The organism is Niabella sp. CPT15-335-S11 (assembly GCF_058792415.1).
The window spans coordinates 639,480-658,333 of record NZ_JBYTEI010000002.1 but is presented as its reverse complement, the minus strand read 5'-3'; the positions used below and the strand labels follow the sequence as shown (position 1 = coordinate 658,333).

The window sequence follows — 18,854 nt, the reverse complement described above, 5'->3', positions numbered from 1 at the left end:
TGGTTGCGCCGTTTTTACTCAACACGGTTTAGTCGCAGACTGGTAACCGGAGATACGATCAGCGGGAATTTTTCTACGGTTACATTGGCCTGGTCGAGTCCGAAGCCCCTTTCTTCAGAAAGACTGAGCTGTTTGATCCAAAAGTGCAGTTTCATCACCATCTTCTCTATGATCGGCAGCTCATTATCCTGGCTCAGGTATTTTTCCATAACCATAAACTGGAAATCACCCACGGTATTGCTGCTTGCCAGGCTTTCATAGCGACTGATAATATTTACCTCATTATTTGAAACCAGGTCTTCCACCACTTTTTTGAACATCAGGTTGATACGCGGCTGGATGCGGAATCCCAGCTTGAAATCTATTCTGATAATATCGTTAGGAATAATATGTTCTACCTTGTATTCTGAAGTGTAAGGTGCATCGGCTGTATCGACGTGAATGAACCAGTAGATATCGGCTCTTTTGGGTTTACGGTTCAGGATGGAATAGATGATCTTGTGTTCAATTTCCTTGGGGTTATCGGCGCTTGTCAGGTAAATCAGGTGTGTTGCGTATTTAGCAATAGACCTGTCGTTGCTCAGTTCCTGAATTTTTGGGATATAGTGTTCCATTCGCACGAATTCCACATAACGATTCTTGATTTTCCGTGCCCTGAACCAGACATACATCACCACGAACAGTAATCCTCCGATCACGAGCGTGGCGTAACCGCCGTGGGGGAACTTTTCCAGGTTGGCAATCAGGAAGGCTGATTCAATCGTGAGGTAGACCACGAGGTAGAGGTACACAAATACCGGCCGCACTCTTTTGATCACCAGGTAATTTGAAAACAGGATGGTGGTTGCTATCATACACAGGGTAATGGCGAGCCCGTATGCGGCTTCCATGTACTTGGATTGCTTAAAAAATATCACCATACCGACGCAGCCTACGAATAACATAAGGTTCACGCCCGGAATATACGACTGACCTTTTTCGACCGTCGGGTAATTAATTTTCAGCCTGGGCCAAAGATTCAGCCGGATTGCTTCGCCGATGAGTGTGTAAGCACCTGAGATCAGCGCCTGGCTGGCAATGATTGCGGCGATGGTGGAAATGACGATACCCGCCATCAGGAAACTCGATGGCATGATCTCGAAAAATGGGTTGCTGTTTGATGGAAAAGGTTTGCCCATGTAATGCGACAACAAGTAAGCTCCCTGTCCCAGGTAATTCAGGATCAGGGCGGTTTTCACAAAGACCCAGCTCACTACAATATTCTTGCGGCCGCAATGGCCAAGATCGCTATACAATGCTTCGGCCCCGGTAGTACAAAGGAAAACAGCTCCCAGAATCCAGAATCCTTTCGGGTATTGGATCAGCAGCTTCATGCCGTAATAGGGATTCAGAGCTTTGAGTATACTCCAGTCTTCATGAATGTGTAAAAGCCCCAGCACAGCCAGCATGGCGAACCACACAGCCATGATCGGCCCGAACGTACTGCCGATGGAATGAGTGCCAAATTGCTGAACGAAAAAAAGTACCGCGAGGATGCCCAGTACAATGTACATAATGGTACTGATATGGTGCTCTTCACCTAAAAAACTGAGAATAGGTACCTGTCTGAGACCTTCAACGGCTGAAGTGATCGTGATGGGAGGCGTGATCATACCATCCGCCAACAATGCAGAACCTCCAATCATGGCTGCGATGACCAGCCATTTTCTCCTTCGTCTGACCAGGGTGTATAAGCTGAATATGCCACCTTCCCCCTTGTTATCGGCTTTTAAGGTCAGCCAGACGTACTTCAAAGTAGTTTGTAAGGTTAGTGTCCAGATGATACAGGACAGCGCTCCGATAATTAATTCGTTGGAAACGACCCGCCCGGTCATCACTGCGTTTAAAACGTACAGTGGCGAAGTACCAAGATCCCCGTATATAATACCTAACGCAATAAGCAGGCCCGCGGCCGTCGCTTTACTCGTATAAGTTTTCACAAGAAGGTTTCGATTTGTTTGAAAATAAGCAGCAAAGTTCATACAAAACAGTGGAATTTTGAAAAACTTTATTTTTTGCACCAGATCGGGTTATTATAAAAGAAAAGTTATATTTACCCGGTTAATCCATTATTTAACATCGCCCGATAGAAATTGCGAAGCGATTCGTTAACTTTACTGTTCAATCTCAGGTCTATGAAAAAAATATTCATTGCCCTTTACTGCTTATTTTTATTATCACTATGGAACACCGGCTACGGGCAGTCTTCAATTATTTACGCTGAGCCCAATAAGAACGACCTGCAACGAATGAATTTTGAGATCATTGGTAAGTCGGCCAACAATATTCTGATCTACAAGGAAGTTAAAGGGCGTCACTGGATTTCAGTTTATCATGAGAATATGCGCGAACTTGAGAACGTGCCGATTCGCGTATTGCCTTCCGGGCAGGACTTGCTGGATGTCACTTTTTACCCTCGTTCAAACTACTCCTGGATGTTGTTTCAGTACCAGGACGGTAACGTGGTCTCGCTGGAAGCAGCAAGGGTAGAAGCAAACGGTCGAATCCTGGAAAGCCCGGTATTGCTGGATACTACAAGGATCAATTACAAGGCAGAGGGCAAGATTTATAATCATTTTGCCAGTGAAGATGGCAACCGGATCATGTTGATGAAAATTAACCGGAAGAACAGGGCTCTCTATCAGTTTACCACGAAATTATATGATGATAACCTGGATCTTTTGCAGGAGGACCGGATGTCCCTTCCTATGAATCCCAATGGTGACTACCTGACGGGTTACAGTCTGGATCAGGAGGGCAATCTTGTTTTTGTTAAATATAATCGTCTTTCCGGTGGTGATATTGCCCACGCTTCACTGATGATTAAATCTGCAGGTAACAATAATTTTAAATCGATTCCTTTACAGATCAATAATCTTTTTCTGGATGATATTAAATTGCGCATTGACGATAGGAACCGGCGATACCTTCTCAATTCATTTTATTCAGCAAAAAAGAGAGGCAATATTGCAGGCGTTTACAATGCTGCTTACAATCAGCGGACGGGCAGGATTGAATACGAGAAAACTTCCCCGTTGAGTGAAGATTTGAGAAAAAGAGCGCGTATGAACCTGTCTGGCGCCAAAAATTCTTTCAACGATTATTTTATCAATAATATCGTCCTGCACAGCGATGGCGGGTATACACTGAGCGCGGAAGTACTTTATACCAGCAACTATGGAAATATGTGGGACAGATGGGGCTATTGGGGATACGGTTATCCGTATTACAGTCCTTATGGCTGGTATGGTGGCTATTGGGGAGGCTGGGGTGGCTGGGGCAGGTATTGGTCGCCTTATTACTATTACAGTCCCTTCTTCTACCGCAGTTACTGGTGGGGAAATCCCTGGTATGGCTATGGTTGGGAACAGGACCGGTATCATGCCGATAATGTGGCGTTGCTGTCTTTTGACAAGGACGGCAATAAGGAATGGGATAATATCATTATTAAGCGTCAGAGCGGGAGCTCCACGGATGGAACCATATCTTATCAGATCATGCAGAGGGGAGATAACATGCACTTCCTGATGAACAAAGCCGCTAAATTCTCAAAACTGGAAGATGTGGAGGTTAAGAGAAACGGGATCATGCTGGATCATGAAGTCACCGTCGCAAAGGATAAGAACACAGATTTCATGCCACGGTACGCCAGGCAGATCAGCCCCAATGAAGCGGTTATCCCTATCCTTTTAAAGAAATCAGTTTCTTTTGCTAAGATAAAATTTTAGTACCGGGTAATGCTTCCCGGTGCTGTGTGCAAATCTCAGCCCAGGCAACGAATGTGTCGCAGATTTCGCAGGAGTGTCTCAGATACCTGCGTGTAACTCTTCATCAGCCGCCAGGATGCTTTTCTGTAATTGGGCCTATAGTGCTAAATTTGCCAGATAACTGCTGTTAATGTGATTGGACAATTTAGTAAAAACAAAACAGGGGTCGTACGCCTGTTATTGCTTGTTGGGGTATTATTGAAGATACCCTTTCTATACAAGGCCGCCCCGGTCATTGTTAGTCCGGGCGACGGCATTTTATTCAGGAAATTTATCGATTGGATCCGGCCTGTGGGTGATGTCATCCCGGGCATTTACGCTGTACTGGCAATATTCCTGATTTTTTTACAGGCTAATATGCTGAATCGGTTTGTCAACGAAAATCGCCTGATGTCGCGTGCCAATTACCTGCCTGCATTATCCTATCTCCTGATCACTTCGTTGTTGCCAGGATTCAACCAGTTGTCGTCGCAACTGATAGTCTCCGCATTACTGATGCTGATATTTATTCAGGTTTTCAAAACTTATGGCCGGGAATCCCAATTGGCCCCGATCTTTAATAGCGGCGTGCTGCTGGGGCTGTCAGCCCTGCTGTTCTTCCCGAGTCTGGTCTTTTTCTTTTGGTTGCTGATTGCACTGGCTGTGCTGCGGCCATTCCGCCCAAACGAATGGCTGCTGGCTGTGCTTGGGATACTCACGCCGTTTTATTTTTTGTTTGCCTATTTTTTTCTCACTGACCAATTGGACCAATTTCATATTTTGGGACCGCTAACCCTGGGTATGCCCCTGCAGAAAGCAACATTAAGGGTTGCGGGTACGGTTTTTCTGCTATTGCTGCCCCTGCTCACCGGCATGTATTATGCCCAGAGCTTGTCGGGCAAAATGCTGATCCATGTCAGGAAGGCCTGGATACTGTTTGGGTGGTACGTGATTATGGGTATTCTGTTGTTGTTCTTCTTCCCATCGGAAAATTACTCGAATTGGGTTTGTCTATTGCTGCCAGTTGCCTCTTTTCACGGATTTGGATATTTAAATGCTGAAATCAGGGCTTATCCACCGGTGGCATTTTGGCTATCCGTTGTGTTCATTGTTGTGGCCGTGATTTTTTTCCCGGGGATCTGAAACCAGCAGGGAGCGCCAATACGAATCGGCGGTAGCCAGGATAAAAAACTGCTGGTCTGAAACCGAACCGTCAGGAATGATTATCTTTGCAGTTTTCTGGGTGGTATTAAAACATGAGCTATGAAATTTGGGGTTGTAGTATTTCCGGGATCTAATTGCGACAGGGATATGCAGGATGCGTTGTCCCATGACCTGGGTCAGGAAGTCGAAATGCTCTGGCACAAGAGCACCGATATCAGTTCGTTTTCTACTGAAGATTGTATCGTGCTGCCCGGCGGCTTTTCTTATGGAGACTACCTTCGTTGCGGAGCTATTGCAAGGTTTAGCCCGATCATGACTGAGGTAATTGCATTTGCAAACCGCGGAGGGCTGGTTTACGGTGTTTGTAATGGTTTTCAGATCCTTTGTGAGAGCGGGCTGCTCCCGGGTGCGCTGCTGAGAAACGAAAATCAACAATACATTTGCAACAATATTTATGTTAAGCCGGATGGCTGGTACAAAGACCTGGTAACCGGCGATGCAGAGAATTTCCGGGAGGCCTACAAAATACCGATCGCTCATGGCGAGGGCCGGTATTATGCAGATAGCCAGGTACTGGATGAGCTTGAAGCTAACGGGCAGGTGATTTTCCGGTACAGTGATGCCTCTGGCAATCTTACAAAAGAAAGTAACCCGAATGGGTCGGAGCGTAACATCGCGGGGATTTGTAACGCCGGCAGAAACGTGTTTGGCATGATGCCTCACCCGGAAAGAGCATCAAGTCCGGTGCTGGGAAATGAAGATGGTAAAAAGATCCTTACGTCCCTCCTAATGGCCCGGCAACTTGTGCATTAAGTTTTTCGTCGTATCTTAGTATTTATAGGGTAACCCGGCTGGCACCTGCAGCCGTACCTGGCTGAAGGAGATTCAGGTCATTCCCTTTATTCAATAAAATTGTAATTATGAACAGATTATTTCTGATTGTTTCTATTTTCTTTATTGCTGGCGCGGCCAAGGCTCAATCTGAACCTGTTAAATGGAATTTCAGCGCCAAGAAAATTTCCGATAAAGTTTATGAAGTACAGATGACAGCCAATTTAAACTCAGGCTGGCATATCTATTCACAAAACCAACCCAAGGATGCGATTGCCATTCCAACAAAATTTGCTTTTTCTAAAAACCCCCTGATGAACCTGGATGGCAAAGTGCGGGAATCGGGGAAGATGGAAAAATACAAAGACCCGGCTTTGAGTATTACAGCCCATCAATATTCCAGGTCGGTGAACTTTATTCAGAAAGTAACGCTCAAGGCGAATGCTAAAACCAGCCTGACCGGAACAGTAGAATACCAGCTCTGCGATGATTCTAAATGCCTTCCGCCCAAAAAGATGCCGTTTTCCGTATCTGTTGGCTAGATCAGGTGCCTAAGAATGAACGAATTGCCTCTGGAAAGAGGCTTTTTTACTTGAAAGGGGCGGGGTTTAGTGATATTTGACTAGTATTTGAACGGGTGATCGTCCGGAAACGGGCAGGCTGCGGAGAGTGTGCAGGTTTCTGTTTTCCACATCTGTCTCATTTTATCACAGGTATGGTGGAAAATTGCCAAATTGAACTTACTTTTGCGCCCTGAATCAGGGTGATTCCGTTAAAACAATAAAACCATGTCAGGGCAGCTAAAAGAAGTTCGCAACAGGATCAGTTCCGTGCAGAGTATGCAGCAGATTACCAAGGCGATGAAGATGGTAAGCGCTGCGAAATTCCGCCGGGCACAGGAGGCTATTCTGCAGATGAGACCCTATGCACAGAAACTTCAGGGAGTTTTGAGTAATATCGTGAGCGCCAGTGAGGGAGAAATTGAAATATCGCAGGCTACAGTGCGGCCCGTTGAAAAAGTCTTACTGATCGTCATTACCAGCGACAGAGGACTGGCAGGAGCATTCAATGTCAACCTGGTCAAACTGACCAAATCTCTGATCGCGGGGAAATATAGCAGGCAGGCTGAAAATGGCAACCTGACCATTTGGAATATCGGCAAAAAGGGATACGAAAGCCTTACTAAAGCGGGATATAAAACGGATGGTAGTTTCAGGGATCTTTTTCTGGACCTGAAATTCGAACAGGTTGAGCGGATTTCGGGACTGGCGATGAAAATGTTTGAAGAGAAGCAGTTTGATGTGGTGGAGATCGTGTACAGCCAGTTTAAAAACGCCGCCACGCAACTTTTTACTGTGGAACGATTTCTGCCTATACTGCAAATGGAGAAAAAGAAAGGAGAGCGCAGAGCCGATTATATTTTCGATCCCGAGAAAAATGAACTGATTGGCGAATTGATTCCAAAAATTCTGAATACGCAGTTATTCAAGGCGGTCCTGGATTCTCACGCTTCGGAACACGGGGCCCGTATGACTTCCATGGATAAGGCCAGCGAAAATGCTAACGAGATGCTCCGAAACCTCAAATTAACGTACAACCGGGCCAGGCAGGCTGCTATCACAACCGAACTAAATGAGATTGTAGGTGGCGCCGCGGCGCTTAAAAATTGATGAGCGGGCAAACGGAAAAAATCTGCCGCCGACCGGCTTACCGGGTTACCTGATGCGGGGTCCCGGCGGGATAAAATTGTAACGGAAAAACTTAGACTTTTAGATGGATCTTACCGGGTTAATACCACATATTGAAGCACTGATCTTTGCCAGCGACAAACCTCTGCCGGTCCTGGAAATTACTGATCTCCTAAACAACGCATTCGGGTTTATGGAGGATAAGGTTAGCCTTGACCAGGTAGAAGCAGCGATGGAAGGTATTGTGGAAAAATATAATGCAGACTTTTATCCGTTTGAAGTAGTGCAGAGCGGCGGAGGCTGGCAGTTCCTGACCAAGAAAGAATTTCATAAGACGGTAGCTCAGCTAAATGGCGAAAAATTCATGAAGCGCCTGTCAGCAGCAGCTTTGGAGACCCTGGCCATTATTGCCTATAAGCAACCGGTGACCAAGGGGGAAATTGAGGCCATTCGCGGTGTGAGCGCTGATTATGCCGTACAAAAACTCCTCGAAAAGGACCTGATTATTATCAGTGGCCGGAATGAAAAAATGCCAGGGCACCCGCTGGTTTACGCGACCTCCAAATCTTTCATGGACTATTTCGGTATCAATTCTTCGGATGATCTTCCTAAGATAAAAGAAGTTCTATCCGAACACCTGGTGGCACCAACCCTGGTTAAAGAAAAGGTTGGGGAAGAAGTTGAGGAGAAGACTGAGGCTGATGTTGAGGTCGAGGGAAGGGCTGAGGTTGAGATGAAAGGTGAGGTTGAGGAGGCCGTTGAGGCTGAGGAGAATATGGGTGAATTCCAAACACAGGAGTCAGAGCAGCACCGAAAAGAAACGGATACCAGCGATGATCAGGGACCAGAAGAGGAACAGGGTGCGGATAGGCCATTGCAGGACAACCCAAACCCGGAGGCAGGTGCAGCGCAGGACACCATTGAGAAGGAGCCTCCCGAAGGAGCCGATCAACCGGCATGGGTGTCAGGAACGGAAGAGGAAGATGCAAATGGGGAGAACGAACATCGCAACCAGGAATAAGCCGGTATTTTCCATGCTAACGCATCCAAATTCAACAGAAATCGACCTTAATTTAGGGCTTTCAATATTATGTCAGATCAATTGAACCATCAGCAACTCAGGCAGATCGCCGGAAAATTCGGGACGCCGGTATATATTTATAATGCGGATAAGATTGAGATCCAGTATAACAGGCTGACTCGTGCATTTGAATCGGGTAATGTGAAGTTTTTTTACGCCTGTAAGGCGCTGACAAATATAAATATTTTAAAGTATATTAATTTCCTGGGCTGCAATGTCGACTGTAGCTCTGTCAACGAAGTGAGGCTGGCGCTTTATGCCGGCGTTGAACCGTCGAGGGTATTGTATACCAGTAACGGCATATCATTTGGTGAAATAGAAGAAGCAGCTTCGCTGGGAGTTATCATTAATATTGACAGTCTCTCCAACCTCGAAAAATTTGGGAAAAAGTACGGCGGTAGTTATCCGGTCGGTATCCGGCTCAGACCCAATATTATGGCAGGCGGCAACCTGAAAATTTCGACTGGTCACGATAAAAGTAAATTCGGGATACCCGTGGATGATATCGATAAAATAAAAGTGATTATTGACACCTATCAAATGGTCATCAACAACCTTCATATTCACACGGGCAGTGACATCAGGGATCCGGATGTTTTTCTGAAAGGGATAGACGTTCTTTTTGAACTGGTACCTCATTTCCCACACCTTAAATCAATTGATCTGGGGGGTGGATTTAAAGTCGCTTATAAAGAAGACGACCCATCCATTAACGTCGAAGAACTGGCGAAAAAAGTATTGAAGGCTTTTCAAAGTCAGGAAGGTACGAGGCATCTGGAAATCTGGTTTGAGCCCGGGAAGTTTCTGGTTAGCGAATGCGGTTACCTGGTGACTACCGTGAATGTCCTAAAAGAAACGCCTGCCGCTACTTTTGCAGGTGTGGACAGTGGGTTCAACCATCTTATCCGCCCTATGTTCTATGATGCTTATCACCGCATCGATAATATTTCAAATCCGGGCGGACCTTTAAAAGAATACACCGTTACCGGTTATATCTGTGAGACAGATACATTTGCCTGGAACAGGCCTATACCCGAGATCAGGGAAGGCGATCTCCTCGCGTTTTATAACGCTGGTGCTTACGGCTTCGAAATGTCGTCAAACTATAATTCCAGGTTCAAACCCGCAGAAGTGATGGTTGAAAAAGGGGTTTCCAGATTGATACGGGAACGTAGTAATTTCGATGACCTGCTGACGGGACAGGTCCTCAGCCAATGATTCCGGGGAAGTTCGACTGCGATTGATAAAGTATATTTTTTTATCCGGATATTTTGATGTATCTTAACTGGTCGTACTTTACAATAGTTGCCCGCCGTTTTCAGTTAACCGGAAAATTTTCAATTAGGTATCTCTTTAGATACCGGGCAGGGCAATATTTTTTTTAATTCATTTTACCAATCCGATGAGCCGGTGTGGCGAAGAACTTTTATTTTTATAAAAATTTCTCGCTATGCCCATCAGAATGACCGATGATCCAGAGGATCAGGGAGGCAACGATTATAACGAAGACCGCGGAGGAGATGGAGGTCCCGGGCTGCCGGGAGGAGGCGGTGGATTATTTAACCTGCTGCCACTTCTTTTTGGGCTCTTCAGGGGCCGGGGGATCATTTGGTTGCTGATCATTGGTGCGGCTGTTTATTTCCTTGGCGGTAGGTCCGGATGCAATCTCTTTCCACTGACAGACGTTGGCAATACCGCTCGCCAGTTATTTTCGCAAAGCGGCTACAGCTACAATCCTGATGAATTTAATAAGGCGTCGATTTATGAAGGGCTCGAAGATAATGACTCGAAGAACCCATTGCCGGAAGCAGTTTCCTTGTTGAGGTTCGCGCCGCGCCGTGGCGATCAGGGTCAACAGGGTAGCTGCGTAGCCTGGAGCAGCGCGTATGCTGCTCAGACCATTCTAACGGCGGCTGCAAAAGGTCAGAATCCGGATGAGATAGCCTTTAGCCCATCGTATTTGTACAACCAGATCCGGTTGAGTTCGGATTGTCAGGGCTCTTATATCCAGCGCGCCATGGAGGCTATGTCCCGTACCGGGGGTGTACCTCTAAATCAATATCCCTACGATGATCGCGATTGCGAAAGAGTTCCGGACAGCAGGGCCATCGCCCTTGGGCGGCAGAACACGATCCATGGCTTCACCCGTCTGACCGAGGGTGATAACCTTCAGCAGATTAATGTGAGGGCTGTGAAAGAGCATCTTGCCAAGGATGCGCCGGTGGTTATCGGAATGCTGGTCGGCCAGAGTTTTATGAAAGATATGATGGGTAAATCACTCTGGACCCCGCAGGGTATGGATCAGGCCGGAATGGGAATGGGCGGTCATGCCATGTGTGTGATCGGGTACGACGACCGGAAGTATGGCGGAGCTTTTCAGATCATGAATAGCTGGACTCCTGCCTGGGGCGAGAACGGAATAGCCTGGGTCAGGTATGCGGATTTTAAAAAATATGTCAGGGAAGCATATGGCATCGATCCATTGCCTAAATCGGCGGCCGTGGCTTCGCTCCCGCTTGAATGCCAGATTGGATTGATGAATGTGAAAACGAACCGATATATCCGGCTCAAGTCGGTAGGGCAGAATAATTTCCAGACTATCGAACCTATTCGCGCTGGGACCCGTTTTAAGATGGAAGTAAAAAATAACACCGCCTGCTACACGTATATTTTCGGGCAGGAAACAGACGGCAGCAGTTATGTGTTGTTTCCTTATATCAAGCCCGGGAAAACGGTATCTAAACACTCGCCCTATTGTGGGATCACGGGTTATCGGTTGTTTCCCCGGGGACAATCGCTAACGGCGGATTCTCTTGGTAGCCGGGATTATATCGCCATAGTGACCAGCAGGGATCCACTAAGCTATAGCCAGATCAATGACGCGATCAATCGAAGTACAAAGTCGGGTTATGCGGGCAAAGTGTTTGAGGCTTTGGAAACTTTAACAAATTCATCGGCAGGGTCGGGAGCAACAGCAGATGGACGCATCCAGTTTAAAGTTTCTGCGAAGGATGCGGGTGTTATGGGGGTGATAGTTGCTTTTGACAAGACCCCCTGAGTTTAACGGAGGCTGACGGCGATGTATAAAGTGTTGGCGAAAGTCGGGCTAAAATGGAAATTGATAAATTATTTAGAAATCAAAACTGTACCTTAAAGCGGAAAAAGTGTACTAACAGAAAATGAGCCGGATCCTGAATTCGATAAAAAATCCAAAAATTGTGCGAAAGTTCGTGCATTTACTGGTAGGATTATTCACTTATCCGGGTATAACTGTCTTCAACCGGATCAGCATCACCGGGATGAAGAACCTAAAGGATTTGCCAAAGTCGGGTGTGTTATTTGTTTGCAACCACCAGACTTATTTTTTGGATGTGATTACCCTGTTTCATATTTTCTCAGCTTTAAAATGGAGGAAGACCGACCGGCTTGGAATCCCGGTTTACCTGCTGAATCCCATGACGAGGATCAATTATGTGGCTGCTGAGCAAACGATGAAGAGTAGCTGGATGAGTCGTTTGTTTCTGGTGGCTGGCGGAGTAACAGTTAAACGTACCTGGAATGAAAGCAGCGGAGAGGCCAGGTCCGGCCTGGATCCATCAGACACCCGGAAGATAGAACGATCGCTGTCCAAGAACTGGGTCATTACTTTTCCGCAGGGAACGACTACTCCTTTTGCACCTGCCCGGAAGGGTACGGCACTGATCATAAAACATCACCGGCCGGTGGTAATCCCGGTTGTGATCAATGGGTTTTCAAAAGCATTTCACAAGACGGGTGTACGGTTAAAAAGCAGGGGTAACCGGCTTAGCGTTTGCTTTAAGGAACCGCTGAATATAGATTATAATGCATCCGTACAGGACATCACCGATCAAATCATGGATGCCATCGAACAAAGCGATAAATATATGCCAGAAGCGTTGAAAGGTTGAGACTTAGAGAATTACGAATGTTCAATGACGAATTACGAATGGGTCTCTAAAGAAGAGAACTTGTCTAAAGAAGCTGCCCTCGTAATTCGTAATTAAATGTATATACATTTTGTGTTTAATGTATAGTGTCTGGAATCTAGTGCCTCATTGGCCCAATTTTAAACTATGCATCCATGTCCTTAGATCCTCCATCCATTTCTCATTAGAAGTGGGATTGGTCATACCAAATCCATGCCCTCCTTTTTCATAGTATTTCACTTGAGCTGGAATCTTAAATTTTTTAAGGGCATCATAGTAAACCTGACTATTTTGCCAGGGGACGGTCTTATCATCTTTTGCATGAACCAGGAAGGCAGGGGGCGTTCTTTTATTTACCTGGAGCTCGTTGGAATATTTACGGATCGTTGCAGGGGAAGGGGTTTTACCGATCAGGTTGATCCGGCTTCCCATATGCGTCAGGCTATCCGTGAAACTGATCACCGGATAAATCAATAAGGAGAAATCGGGTCTCAGGGAAGTCTTGCGGGGATTTTCAATAAGCACTTCGGCATACCTGGTAGAAAGGGAGGCTGCCAGGTGACCGCCGGCGGAAAACCCCATGATGCCAATTTTTTTTGGGTTGATATTCCAGGTTTTCGCGTTCTCTCTCACTAACTGAATGGCCCTTTCCGCATCCTGCAGTGGCGCAATGGATCTGTCGAGCATGATCTTATCATCGGGAATCCGGTATTTCAGTACGAAGGCTGTTACGCCCCATTCCGTAAACACTTTTGCCACGTCGCTTCCCTCGTGACTGGCCGCCAGGATACTATATCCGCCGCCCGGACATATGATCACGGCCGTTCCATTGGGATGAGCGGGGGTATACATCGTCATCTCCGGAACGGAAACCTGACTGATCCTGAGTATACCATCAGCGCCAGTTACTGATTTTTCCATATTTTCTGAAGGTTTGCTATTTGGAATAGCCTGGTACAAACGAATTTCTTCCTGACCGTTTACCCGGGTAAAAACGAAGAGTAAAAAACAAATAAATATTTTGTTCATACGATGGATTTATTGTTCGAAGTTGATTTTGATGGTGGTCCAGAAGCTATCAAGCCAGACGATCCGGGGCTTAAAAAAAGAAATAATAGCAGGCCAGTCATCCCTGTTGAAGACATTCACCTTTTCCAGTTTTACTGAGATCCTGGAGACCGGGCTTCCCTGCTCATCGTTTGTTTCAGACCTGGAATACATATCCGGCGGCTGGTGACGAAGGATGCAGGCAATTCTTCATGATGACTGGCTGCGAACTCTTTTTCGATAATTTTTGAAGAGACTTTGCCAACGAAGTTTCAATACGCCAAGGACTCCTTCTTTGATAATACCTTTATTCATCTTGGACATACCCTCTGTCCTGTCCTGAAAAGTGATGGGTACTTCCCGGATCTTGAATCCGATCTTCCATGCTGCGTATTTCATTTCAATCTGAAACGCATATCCTACAAAATTAATATTATCAAAATTGATAGCGGCCAACACCGGGGCCGTGTAGCAAACAAAGCCGGCAGTCGGATCCTTTACGGGCATCCAGGTAATTATTCTGGTATAAAGGGAGGCTCCTTTTGAAAGTGCTATCCGGTCTGCGGGCCAGTTAACAACTGCTCCGCCTTTTACATAGCGGCTTCCAATGGCCAGATCAGCGCCATCGTTTTTACAAGCCTGATACAGTCGGATCAGGTCGTTGGGGTTATGTGAGAAATCCGCATCCATTTCAAAAATATACGGGTAGTTCTTCTCCAGCGCCCAGTTGAACCCGTGAATATAAGCAGTACCCAGCCCCAGTTTTCCTTTTCTTTCTTCAATGAAAAGCCTGCCTGGAAATTTTTCCTGCAAGGACTTCACAATATCTGCGGTACCATCGGGAGATCCGTCGTCTACAATCAGAATATGAAAATCACCTTCAAGTCCTAAAACCGTGTGAATGATTTTGCCAATATTCTCACGCTCATTGTACGTGGGTATAATCACTAATTTATCCAAATCGTATCTAAGTTTAAGCCTTTTTCAATTTGCTCCTGGTAAAGATTTCAGTAAGTTTTTGTTTGGTATGCTGGGGAAAATCACCTCTCATCATCCAGTCATAATACTGGGGTTCTGTCTTCAGTACTTCGGCAACCGGCCTGCCTTTGAATTTTCCGAAATTGAAAACTTCCACACCATTGTCCATGACAAACCGGCGGGCAAAATCAACGATCACGTCTTCACCTATAAATTTAAGGACAGACTCTATGGTGTGACCCAGTTCAGGATATTTTTCCACTTGCGCCAATAGCACCTCATAGGTTGCTGAGGCATCGGCTTCGGCTGAGTGTGCATCATCAAGACTTTTGTTGCAATAGAATTTATAGGCCGCAGACAAGGTCCTTTGCTCCATTTTGTGAAAAATGTTCTGGACATCCACCAATTTCCGGCCCTTCATGTCGAAATCCACGTCTGCTCTTAAAAATTCTTCCATGAGCAATGGAATGTCAAAACGGTTTGAATTGTATCCGGCTAGGTCGCAGCCATCGAGCATTTGTTTCAGTTCACGCGCCACATCCGCGAAGGCAGGAGCGTCCTTTACCATTTCATCGGTTATCCCGTGAACGTCGCTGGCCGCTTTAGGTATTGGCATTTGGGGATTGATGAGTTTTCTCTTCACGCTTTTCGTCCCATCGGGTAGTAATTTAACAATAGCTATTTCCACAATTCGATCTGTCCCCAGGTTTGTACCAGTCGTCTCCAGGTCAATAAAAGCCAGGGGTTTGGTAATTTGTAACATGCAAAATATTTGGCGTAAAGATAGAGAATAAATAATTTTTTGCTAATTATATTAATCCTATCTTTGCGCCACGAATGAAAAATTTAGTGCATATCCATCATCATGCTGCGTCCTTATCAAGGTAAGCCGGAGATGCTATGCGAAAAGTATAAAAATTGGGCTTACAGATATGTAAGCCTTTTTTGTTCTGAGCCCGGAACAGTTTGTATACCGTCACCGGGATTGTTTAAAACTAAAAAGGTCAAAAGTGAATAAAACGAATGAATCAACAATTGGGTCAGGTAAGATAGAAACGGGAATCACTCAGAAATCATTGCTACGCATAGCCGTTCAAAAATCGGGCAGACTCAGCGAAGACACGCTCCGGTTGCTCAAAGAGTGCGGCATTGGCATTCCTTCGGTCAATAACCAGCTGAAGATCACGACAGAAAACTTTGATGCCGAAATATTATTTCTGCGCGATGATGATATCCCGGAGTATGTGGCCGATGGTGTGGCTGATATTGGTTTTGTAGGTGAGAATGTTGTGCTTGAAAAATGTAAAGAGACCAAAATCATCGAAAGATTGGGTTATGGTAAATGCAGGTTATCGATTGCCCTTCCGAGATCAAAGCGAGGCGCTACCCGTCAGGATCTGGATGGGCTGCGGATAGCAACCAGCTACCCGGTGATCCTTAAGAAATGGTTAAAGCAGAACAAATTGAACGCGGATATCCATGTTATCAGCGGTTCTGTGGAGATCGCTCCACGGATTGGGTTGGCAGATGCCATCTGCGATCTCGTGAGTTCAGGGAGTACCTTGTTTAGCAATGAGCTCGACGAGTTCGAGACCTTGCTTCGCTCGGAGGCCGTTGTTATTTCTGGGAAAAATCTGTCGGAAGCCAGACTCGGGCTACTGGAAAAACTAATATTCCGCATCCGGGCAGTTCAGCGGGCGCGGCATAATAAATATGTGCTGCTTAACGCGCCAAATGACCGGATCGAAGAAATCTGCAAGTACCTGCCAGGCCTCAACAGCCCGACTATTGTTCCTCTGGCGCGGCAGGGCTGGTCTTCACTACATTCCGTGATCAGCGAAACTGATTTCTGGAATGTTATCGAGCAATTAAAAGCCGCCGGGGCTGAAGGTATCCTGATCATTCCGATTGAAAAAATGATCCAATAAATATCACCAGGAATGGAAATTATTAAATATCCGCCTCCTGATTCATGGGAGGATTTGTGTAAGCGTCCCGTTCAGGATCGCAGCAAGATTCTTGCGCTTGTTAACCGGGTGATATCCGATGTTAAACGAAACGGAGACGCTGCATTAAAAAAGTATAATAAAAAGTTCAGCGGAGTCCGCACGAATGAGTTGATGGTGTCAGCGGAAGAAATCCGCCTGGCGGCCAGAGAGGTGCCTGCTCCGTTGCGGGCGGCCATTCAAAAAGCCAAACTCAATATTGAAAAATTTCACCGTGCTCAGCAGCAGGCGATCCCGAAAGTGGAAACATCGCCCGGGGTCGTATGCTGGAGGGAGGCCAGGCCGGTTGAGAAAGTCGGACTATATATACCAGGTGGTTCGGCGCCCTTGTTTTCAACCGTGCTTATGTTGGGAGTGCCTGCTAAAATAGCGGGTTGCGGCGAGGTGGTTCTATGCACGCCGCCGGATGCGGAAGGGAAGGTTCATCCGGCTATCTTATACACTGCATCAGTTTGTGGCATAAAAAAAATATACAAGACGGGTGGCGCTCAGGCAATAGCAGCGATGGCATATGGAACGGAAACTATTCCTGCCGTTTATAAGATATTTGGTCCGGGAAACCAGTATGTTACTGTCGCCAAGCAATTGGTACAGGATAAAGTGGCGATAGATATGCCTGCAGGACCTTCTGAGGTGCTGGTCATAGCGGATGCTTCCGCCAATCCCTCCTGGGTGGCGGCAGATCTTCTGGCACAGGCCGAGCACGGACCGGACTCGCAGGTGATCCTGGCATCAACCGGAACGGCAATGGTCAGAAAAGTACAGGCCGAAATCAACCGGCAGATAAAGACACTGCCCCGGAAGGAACTGGCTGCACATTCCATAGCAAATTCCAGGTTCCTGGTATTTAAGTCGTTGAAAGAAGCAACAGATTTTTCAAATATATATGCCCCGGAGCATCTGATCCTGGCCTGTAAGATCAGCGCGGCCATGCTAAAAGGTATTAGGAATGCGGGCTCGGTATTCCTGGGAAATTATTCGCCGGAGAGCGCAGGCGATTACGCCAGCGGGACCAACCACACGCTGCCGACTAATGGCAATGCCGCAATGTATAGCGGTGTTTCGCTGGATAGTTTCTGCAAACAAGTTACTTTTCAGAAACTTTCGAAAAAAGGACTCGGGCTTCTGGCGCCGGTGATCACAGAAATGGCGCAGGCTGAAGGTTTGCATGCGCATAGCGAATCAGTACAAATCAGGATAGGTAAAAATATTAAGTTGAAATAAAGAAACAATCAGGCTAAAATGGAATTTAATTTAGATTACCTGATCAGGGAGAACATCAAGCTGCTGGCTCCTTATTCGACAGCCAGGCATGAGTTTAGCGGCAGGGCAGATATCATGCTCGATGCCAATGAAAACGCGATGGGCTCTCCGGTTACACTGCAGGTTAATGAAAGAAGTGAATGGCTGAACCGATATCCTGATCCGGTTCAGATGAAGCTGAAACAACGCATCAGTGAGATCAAGGGCTTGCCACCCGAGCATATATTTACCGGAAACGGCAGTGATGAGGCGATTGATATTCTTTTTCGAATCTTTTGCGAGCCGGGTATCGATAATGTGATCATTCTCCCGCCGACTTACGGGATGTACCAGGTGGCTGCCGCGATCAATAATGTGAAGGTGAAAGAAGTGCCGTTGAATGAACAATTTCAGATGGACATACAGGCTATTGCAGATGCGATAGATGATTTTACCAAGCTGATATTTATTTGCTCGCCTAATAATCCCAGCGGAAACAGTATTAACCGGCAGGACGTCGAAATTATCCTCAACAATTTTGACGGCATTGTCGTGATCGATGAGGCCTATATAAATTATGCAAAGCAAAAAACTTTTTCGCTGCAAATTTCTGAGTATCCGAACCTGGTAGTATTACAAACCCTCTCGAAAGCCTGGGGTCTGGCTGCGCTTCGACTGGGTCTGGCTTTTGCCAGCACGGAGATCATAAGTCTGATGAACAATGTAAAATATCCGTATAACATCAACCTGGCAACACAGGAACTCGCCCTTCAGGCTCTGGAGAATGTTGAAAAGGTAAATGACTGGACGAGGGAGATTATTGCCCAGCGAGGCTCGCTGGAAGAGCAACTCGCGGGACTGCCATTTGTCGAAAAGATATTTCCCAGTGATGCCAATTTCCTGCTGGTGAAAATGCAGCATGCGCTGGAAATTTTTATCTATCTGCAGGGCAAAGGGATCATTGTAAGAAACAGGAGTAATGTTGCTGGATGCGAAGGATGCCTGCGAATTACCGTTGGCACAGCAGACGAAAACAACAGGCTGATGGAAGCTCTGAGGAAATTCACTATTGAGTGAAAATTAAA

The 18,854-nt window shown here is 46.3% G+C and carries 17 protein-coding genes; 12 read left to right on the top strand and 5 right to left on the bottom strand.

From position 1 onward, the window contains the following. Positions 1-14: 14 nt before the first annotated feature. Positions 15-1,979 (bottom strand): KUP/HAK/KT family potassium transporter, encoded by a 1,965-nt coding sequence (locus AC3WS5_RS09325; RefSeq protein ID WP_492467032.1) that lies wholly within the window; start codon positions 1,977-1,979, stop codon positions 15-17. Between the two features lie 195 nt (positions 1,980-2,174). Here AC3WS5_RS09325 and AC3WS5_RS09320 point away from each other — a divergent pair, with 195 nt between their 5' ends. The 9 genes from AC3WS5_RS09320 (at position 2,175) to AC3WS5_RS09280 (ending at position 12,478) form a co-directional block, all read left to right on the top strand. Beyond that, complete coding sequence (locus AC3WS5_RS09320; RefSeq protein WP_492467031.1) at positions 2,175-3,767, top strand: hypothetical protein; 1,593 nt, start codon at positions 2,175-2,177, stop codon at positions 3,765-3,767. A 171-nt stretch (positions 3,768-3,938) separates the two neighbouring features. Next, the gene (locus AC3WS5_RS09315; protein ID WP_492467030.1) at positions 3,939-4,928 is read left to right on the top strand and encodes a hypothetical protein; all 990 of its coding nucleotides are present in this window, start codon (positions 3,939-3,941) and stop codon (positions 4,926-4,928) included. Positions 4,929-5,048: 120 nt separating this feature from the next. Beyond that, positions 5,049-5,762: a phosphoribosylformylglycinamidine synthase subunit PurQ gene (purQ, locus tag AC3WS5_RS09310; RefSeq protein WP_492467029.1), complete on the top strand. Its 714-nt coding sequence runs from the start codon at positions 5,049-5,051 to the stop codon at positions 5,760-5,762. A 107-nt stretch (positions 5,763-5,869) separates the two neighbouring features. Next, positions 5,870-6,322, top strand: coding sequence for a protein-disulfide reductase DsbD domain-containing protein (locus AC3WS5_RS09305; protein ID WP_492467028.1), 453 nt, complete (start codon positions 5,870-5,872; stop codon positions 6,320-6,322). A gap of 246 nt (positions 6,323-6,568) precedes the next feature. Next, on the top strand, positions 6,569-7,450 hold the full coding sequence (gene atpG, locus AC3WS5_RS09300; RefSeq protein ID WP_492467027.1) for an ATP synthase F1 subunit gamma: 882 nt from the start codon (positions 6,569-6,571) through the stop codon (positions 7,448-7,450). 103 nt (positions 7,451-7,553) lie between these two features. Then, positions 7,554-8,489: an SMC-Scp complex subunit ScpB gene (scpB, locus tag AC3WS5_RS09295; protein WP_492467026.1), complete on the top strand. Its 936-nt coding sequence runs from the start codon at positions 7,554-7,556 to the stop codon at positions 8,487-8,489. 69 nt (positions 8,490-8,558) lie between these two features. Then, positions 8,559-9,767 carry a diaminopimelate decarboxylase gene (gene lysA, locus AC3WS5_RS09290; protein WP_492467025.1) on the top strand — a complete coding sequence of 403 codons (1,209 nt, stop codon included), beginning with the start codon at positions 8,559-8,561 and terminating at the stop codon, positions 9,765-9,767. A 232-nt stretch (positions 9,768-9,999) separates the two neighbouring features. Next, a complete protein-coding gene (locus AC3WS5_RS09285; RefSeq protein WP_492467024.1) occupies positions 10,000-11,607 on the top strand; it encodes a C1 family peptidase in 1,608 nt (535 codons plus the stop codon). A gap of 160 nt (positions 11,608-11,767) precedes the next feature. Next, positions 11,768-12,478: a lysophospholipid acyltransferase family protein gene (locus AC3WS5_RS09280; protein ID WP_492467023.1), complete on the top strand. Its 711-nt coding sequence runs from the start codon at positions 11,768-11,770 to the stop codon at positions 12,476-12,478. Positions 12,479-12,622: 144 nt separating this feature from the next. On the opposite strand, the gene AC3WS5_RS09275 is transcribed toward AC3WS5_RS09280, so the two are convergent. From AC3WS5_RS09275 to AC3WS5_RS09260, 4 genes are read right to left on the bottom strand one after another with little or no spacing between them, the layout of a single operon-like run. Then, the gene (locus AC3WS5_RS09275) at positions 12,623-13,525 is read right to left on the bottom strand and encodes an alpha/beta hydrolase (protein WP_492467022.1); all 903 of its coding nucleotides are present in this window, start codon (positions 13,523-13,525) and stop codon (positions 12,623-12,625) included. 9 nt (positions 13,526-13,534) lie between these two features. Continuing rightward, on the bottom strand, positions 13,535-13,717 hold the full coding sequence (locus tag AC3WS5_RS09270) for a DUF4268 domain-containing protein (RefSeq protein WP_492467021.1): 183 nt from the start codon (positions 13,715-13,717) through the stop codon (positions 13,535-13,537). A 36-nt stretch (positions 13,718-13,753) separates the two neighbouring features. Further along, positions 13,754-14,503 carry a polyprenol monophosphomannose synthase gene (locus AC3WS5_RS09265; RefSeq protein ID WP_492467020.1) on the bottom strand — a complete coding sequence of 250 codons (750 nt, stop codon included), beginning with the start codon at positions 14,501-14,503 and terminating at the stop codon, positions 13,754-13,756. 13 nt (positions 14,504-14,516) lie between these two features. Further along, a complete protein-coding gene (locus tag AC3WS5_RS09260; RefSeq protein ID WP_492467019.1) occupies positions 14,517-15,284 on the bottom strand; it encodes an exonuclease domain-containing protein in 768 nt (255 codons plus the stop codon). 247 nt (positions 15,285-15,531) lie between these two features. Between AC3WS5_RS09260 and hisG the strand changes: the two genes are divergently transcribed. From hisG to hisC, 3 genes are read left to right on the top strand one after another with little or no spacing between them, the layout of a single operon-like run. Then, a complete protein-coding gene (hisG, locus tag AC3WS5_RS09255; protein ID WP_492467018.1) occupies positions 15,532-16,449 on the top strand; it encodes an ATP phosphoribosyltransferase in 918 nt (305 codons plus the stop codon). Positions 16,450-16,461: 12 nt separating this feature from the next. Then, on the top strand, positions 16,462-17,751 hold the full coding sequence (gene hisD / locus AC3WS5_RS09250) for a histidinol dehydrogenase (RefSeq protein WP_492467017.1): 1,290 nt from the start codon (positions 16,462-16,464) through the stop codon (positions 17,749-17,751). Between the two features lie 18 nt (positions 17,752-17,769). Beyond that, entirely contained in the window at positions 17,770-18,846 is a 1,077-nt protein-coding gene (gene hisC / locus AC3WS5_RS09245; protein WP_492467016.1) for a histidinol-phosphate transaminase, read from the top strand. Positions 18,847-18,854: the final 8 nt, after the last annotated feature.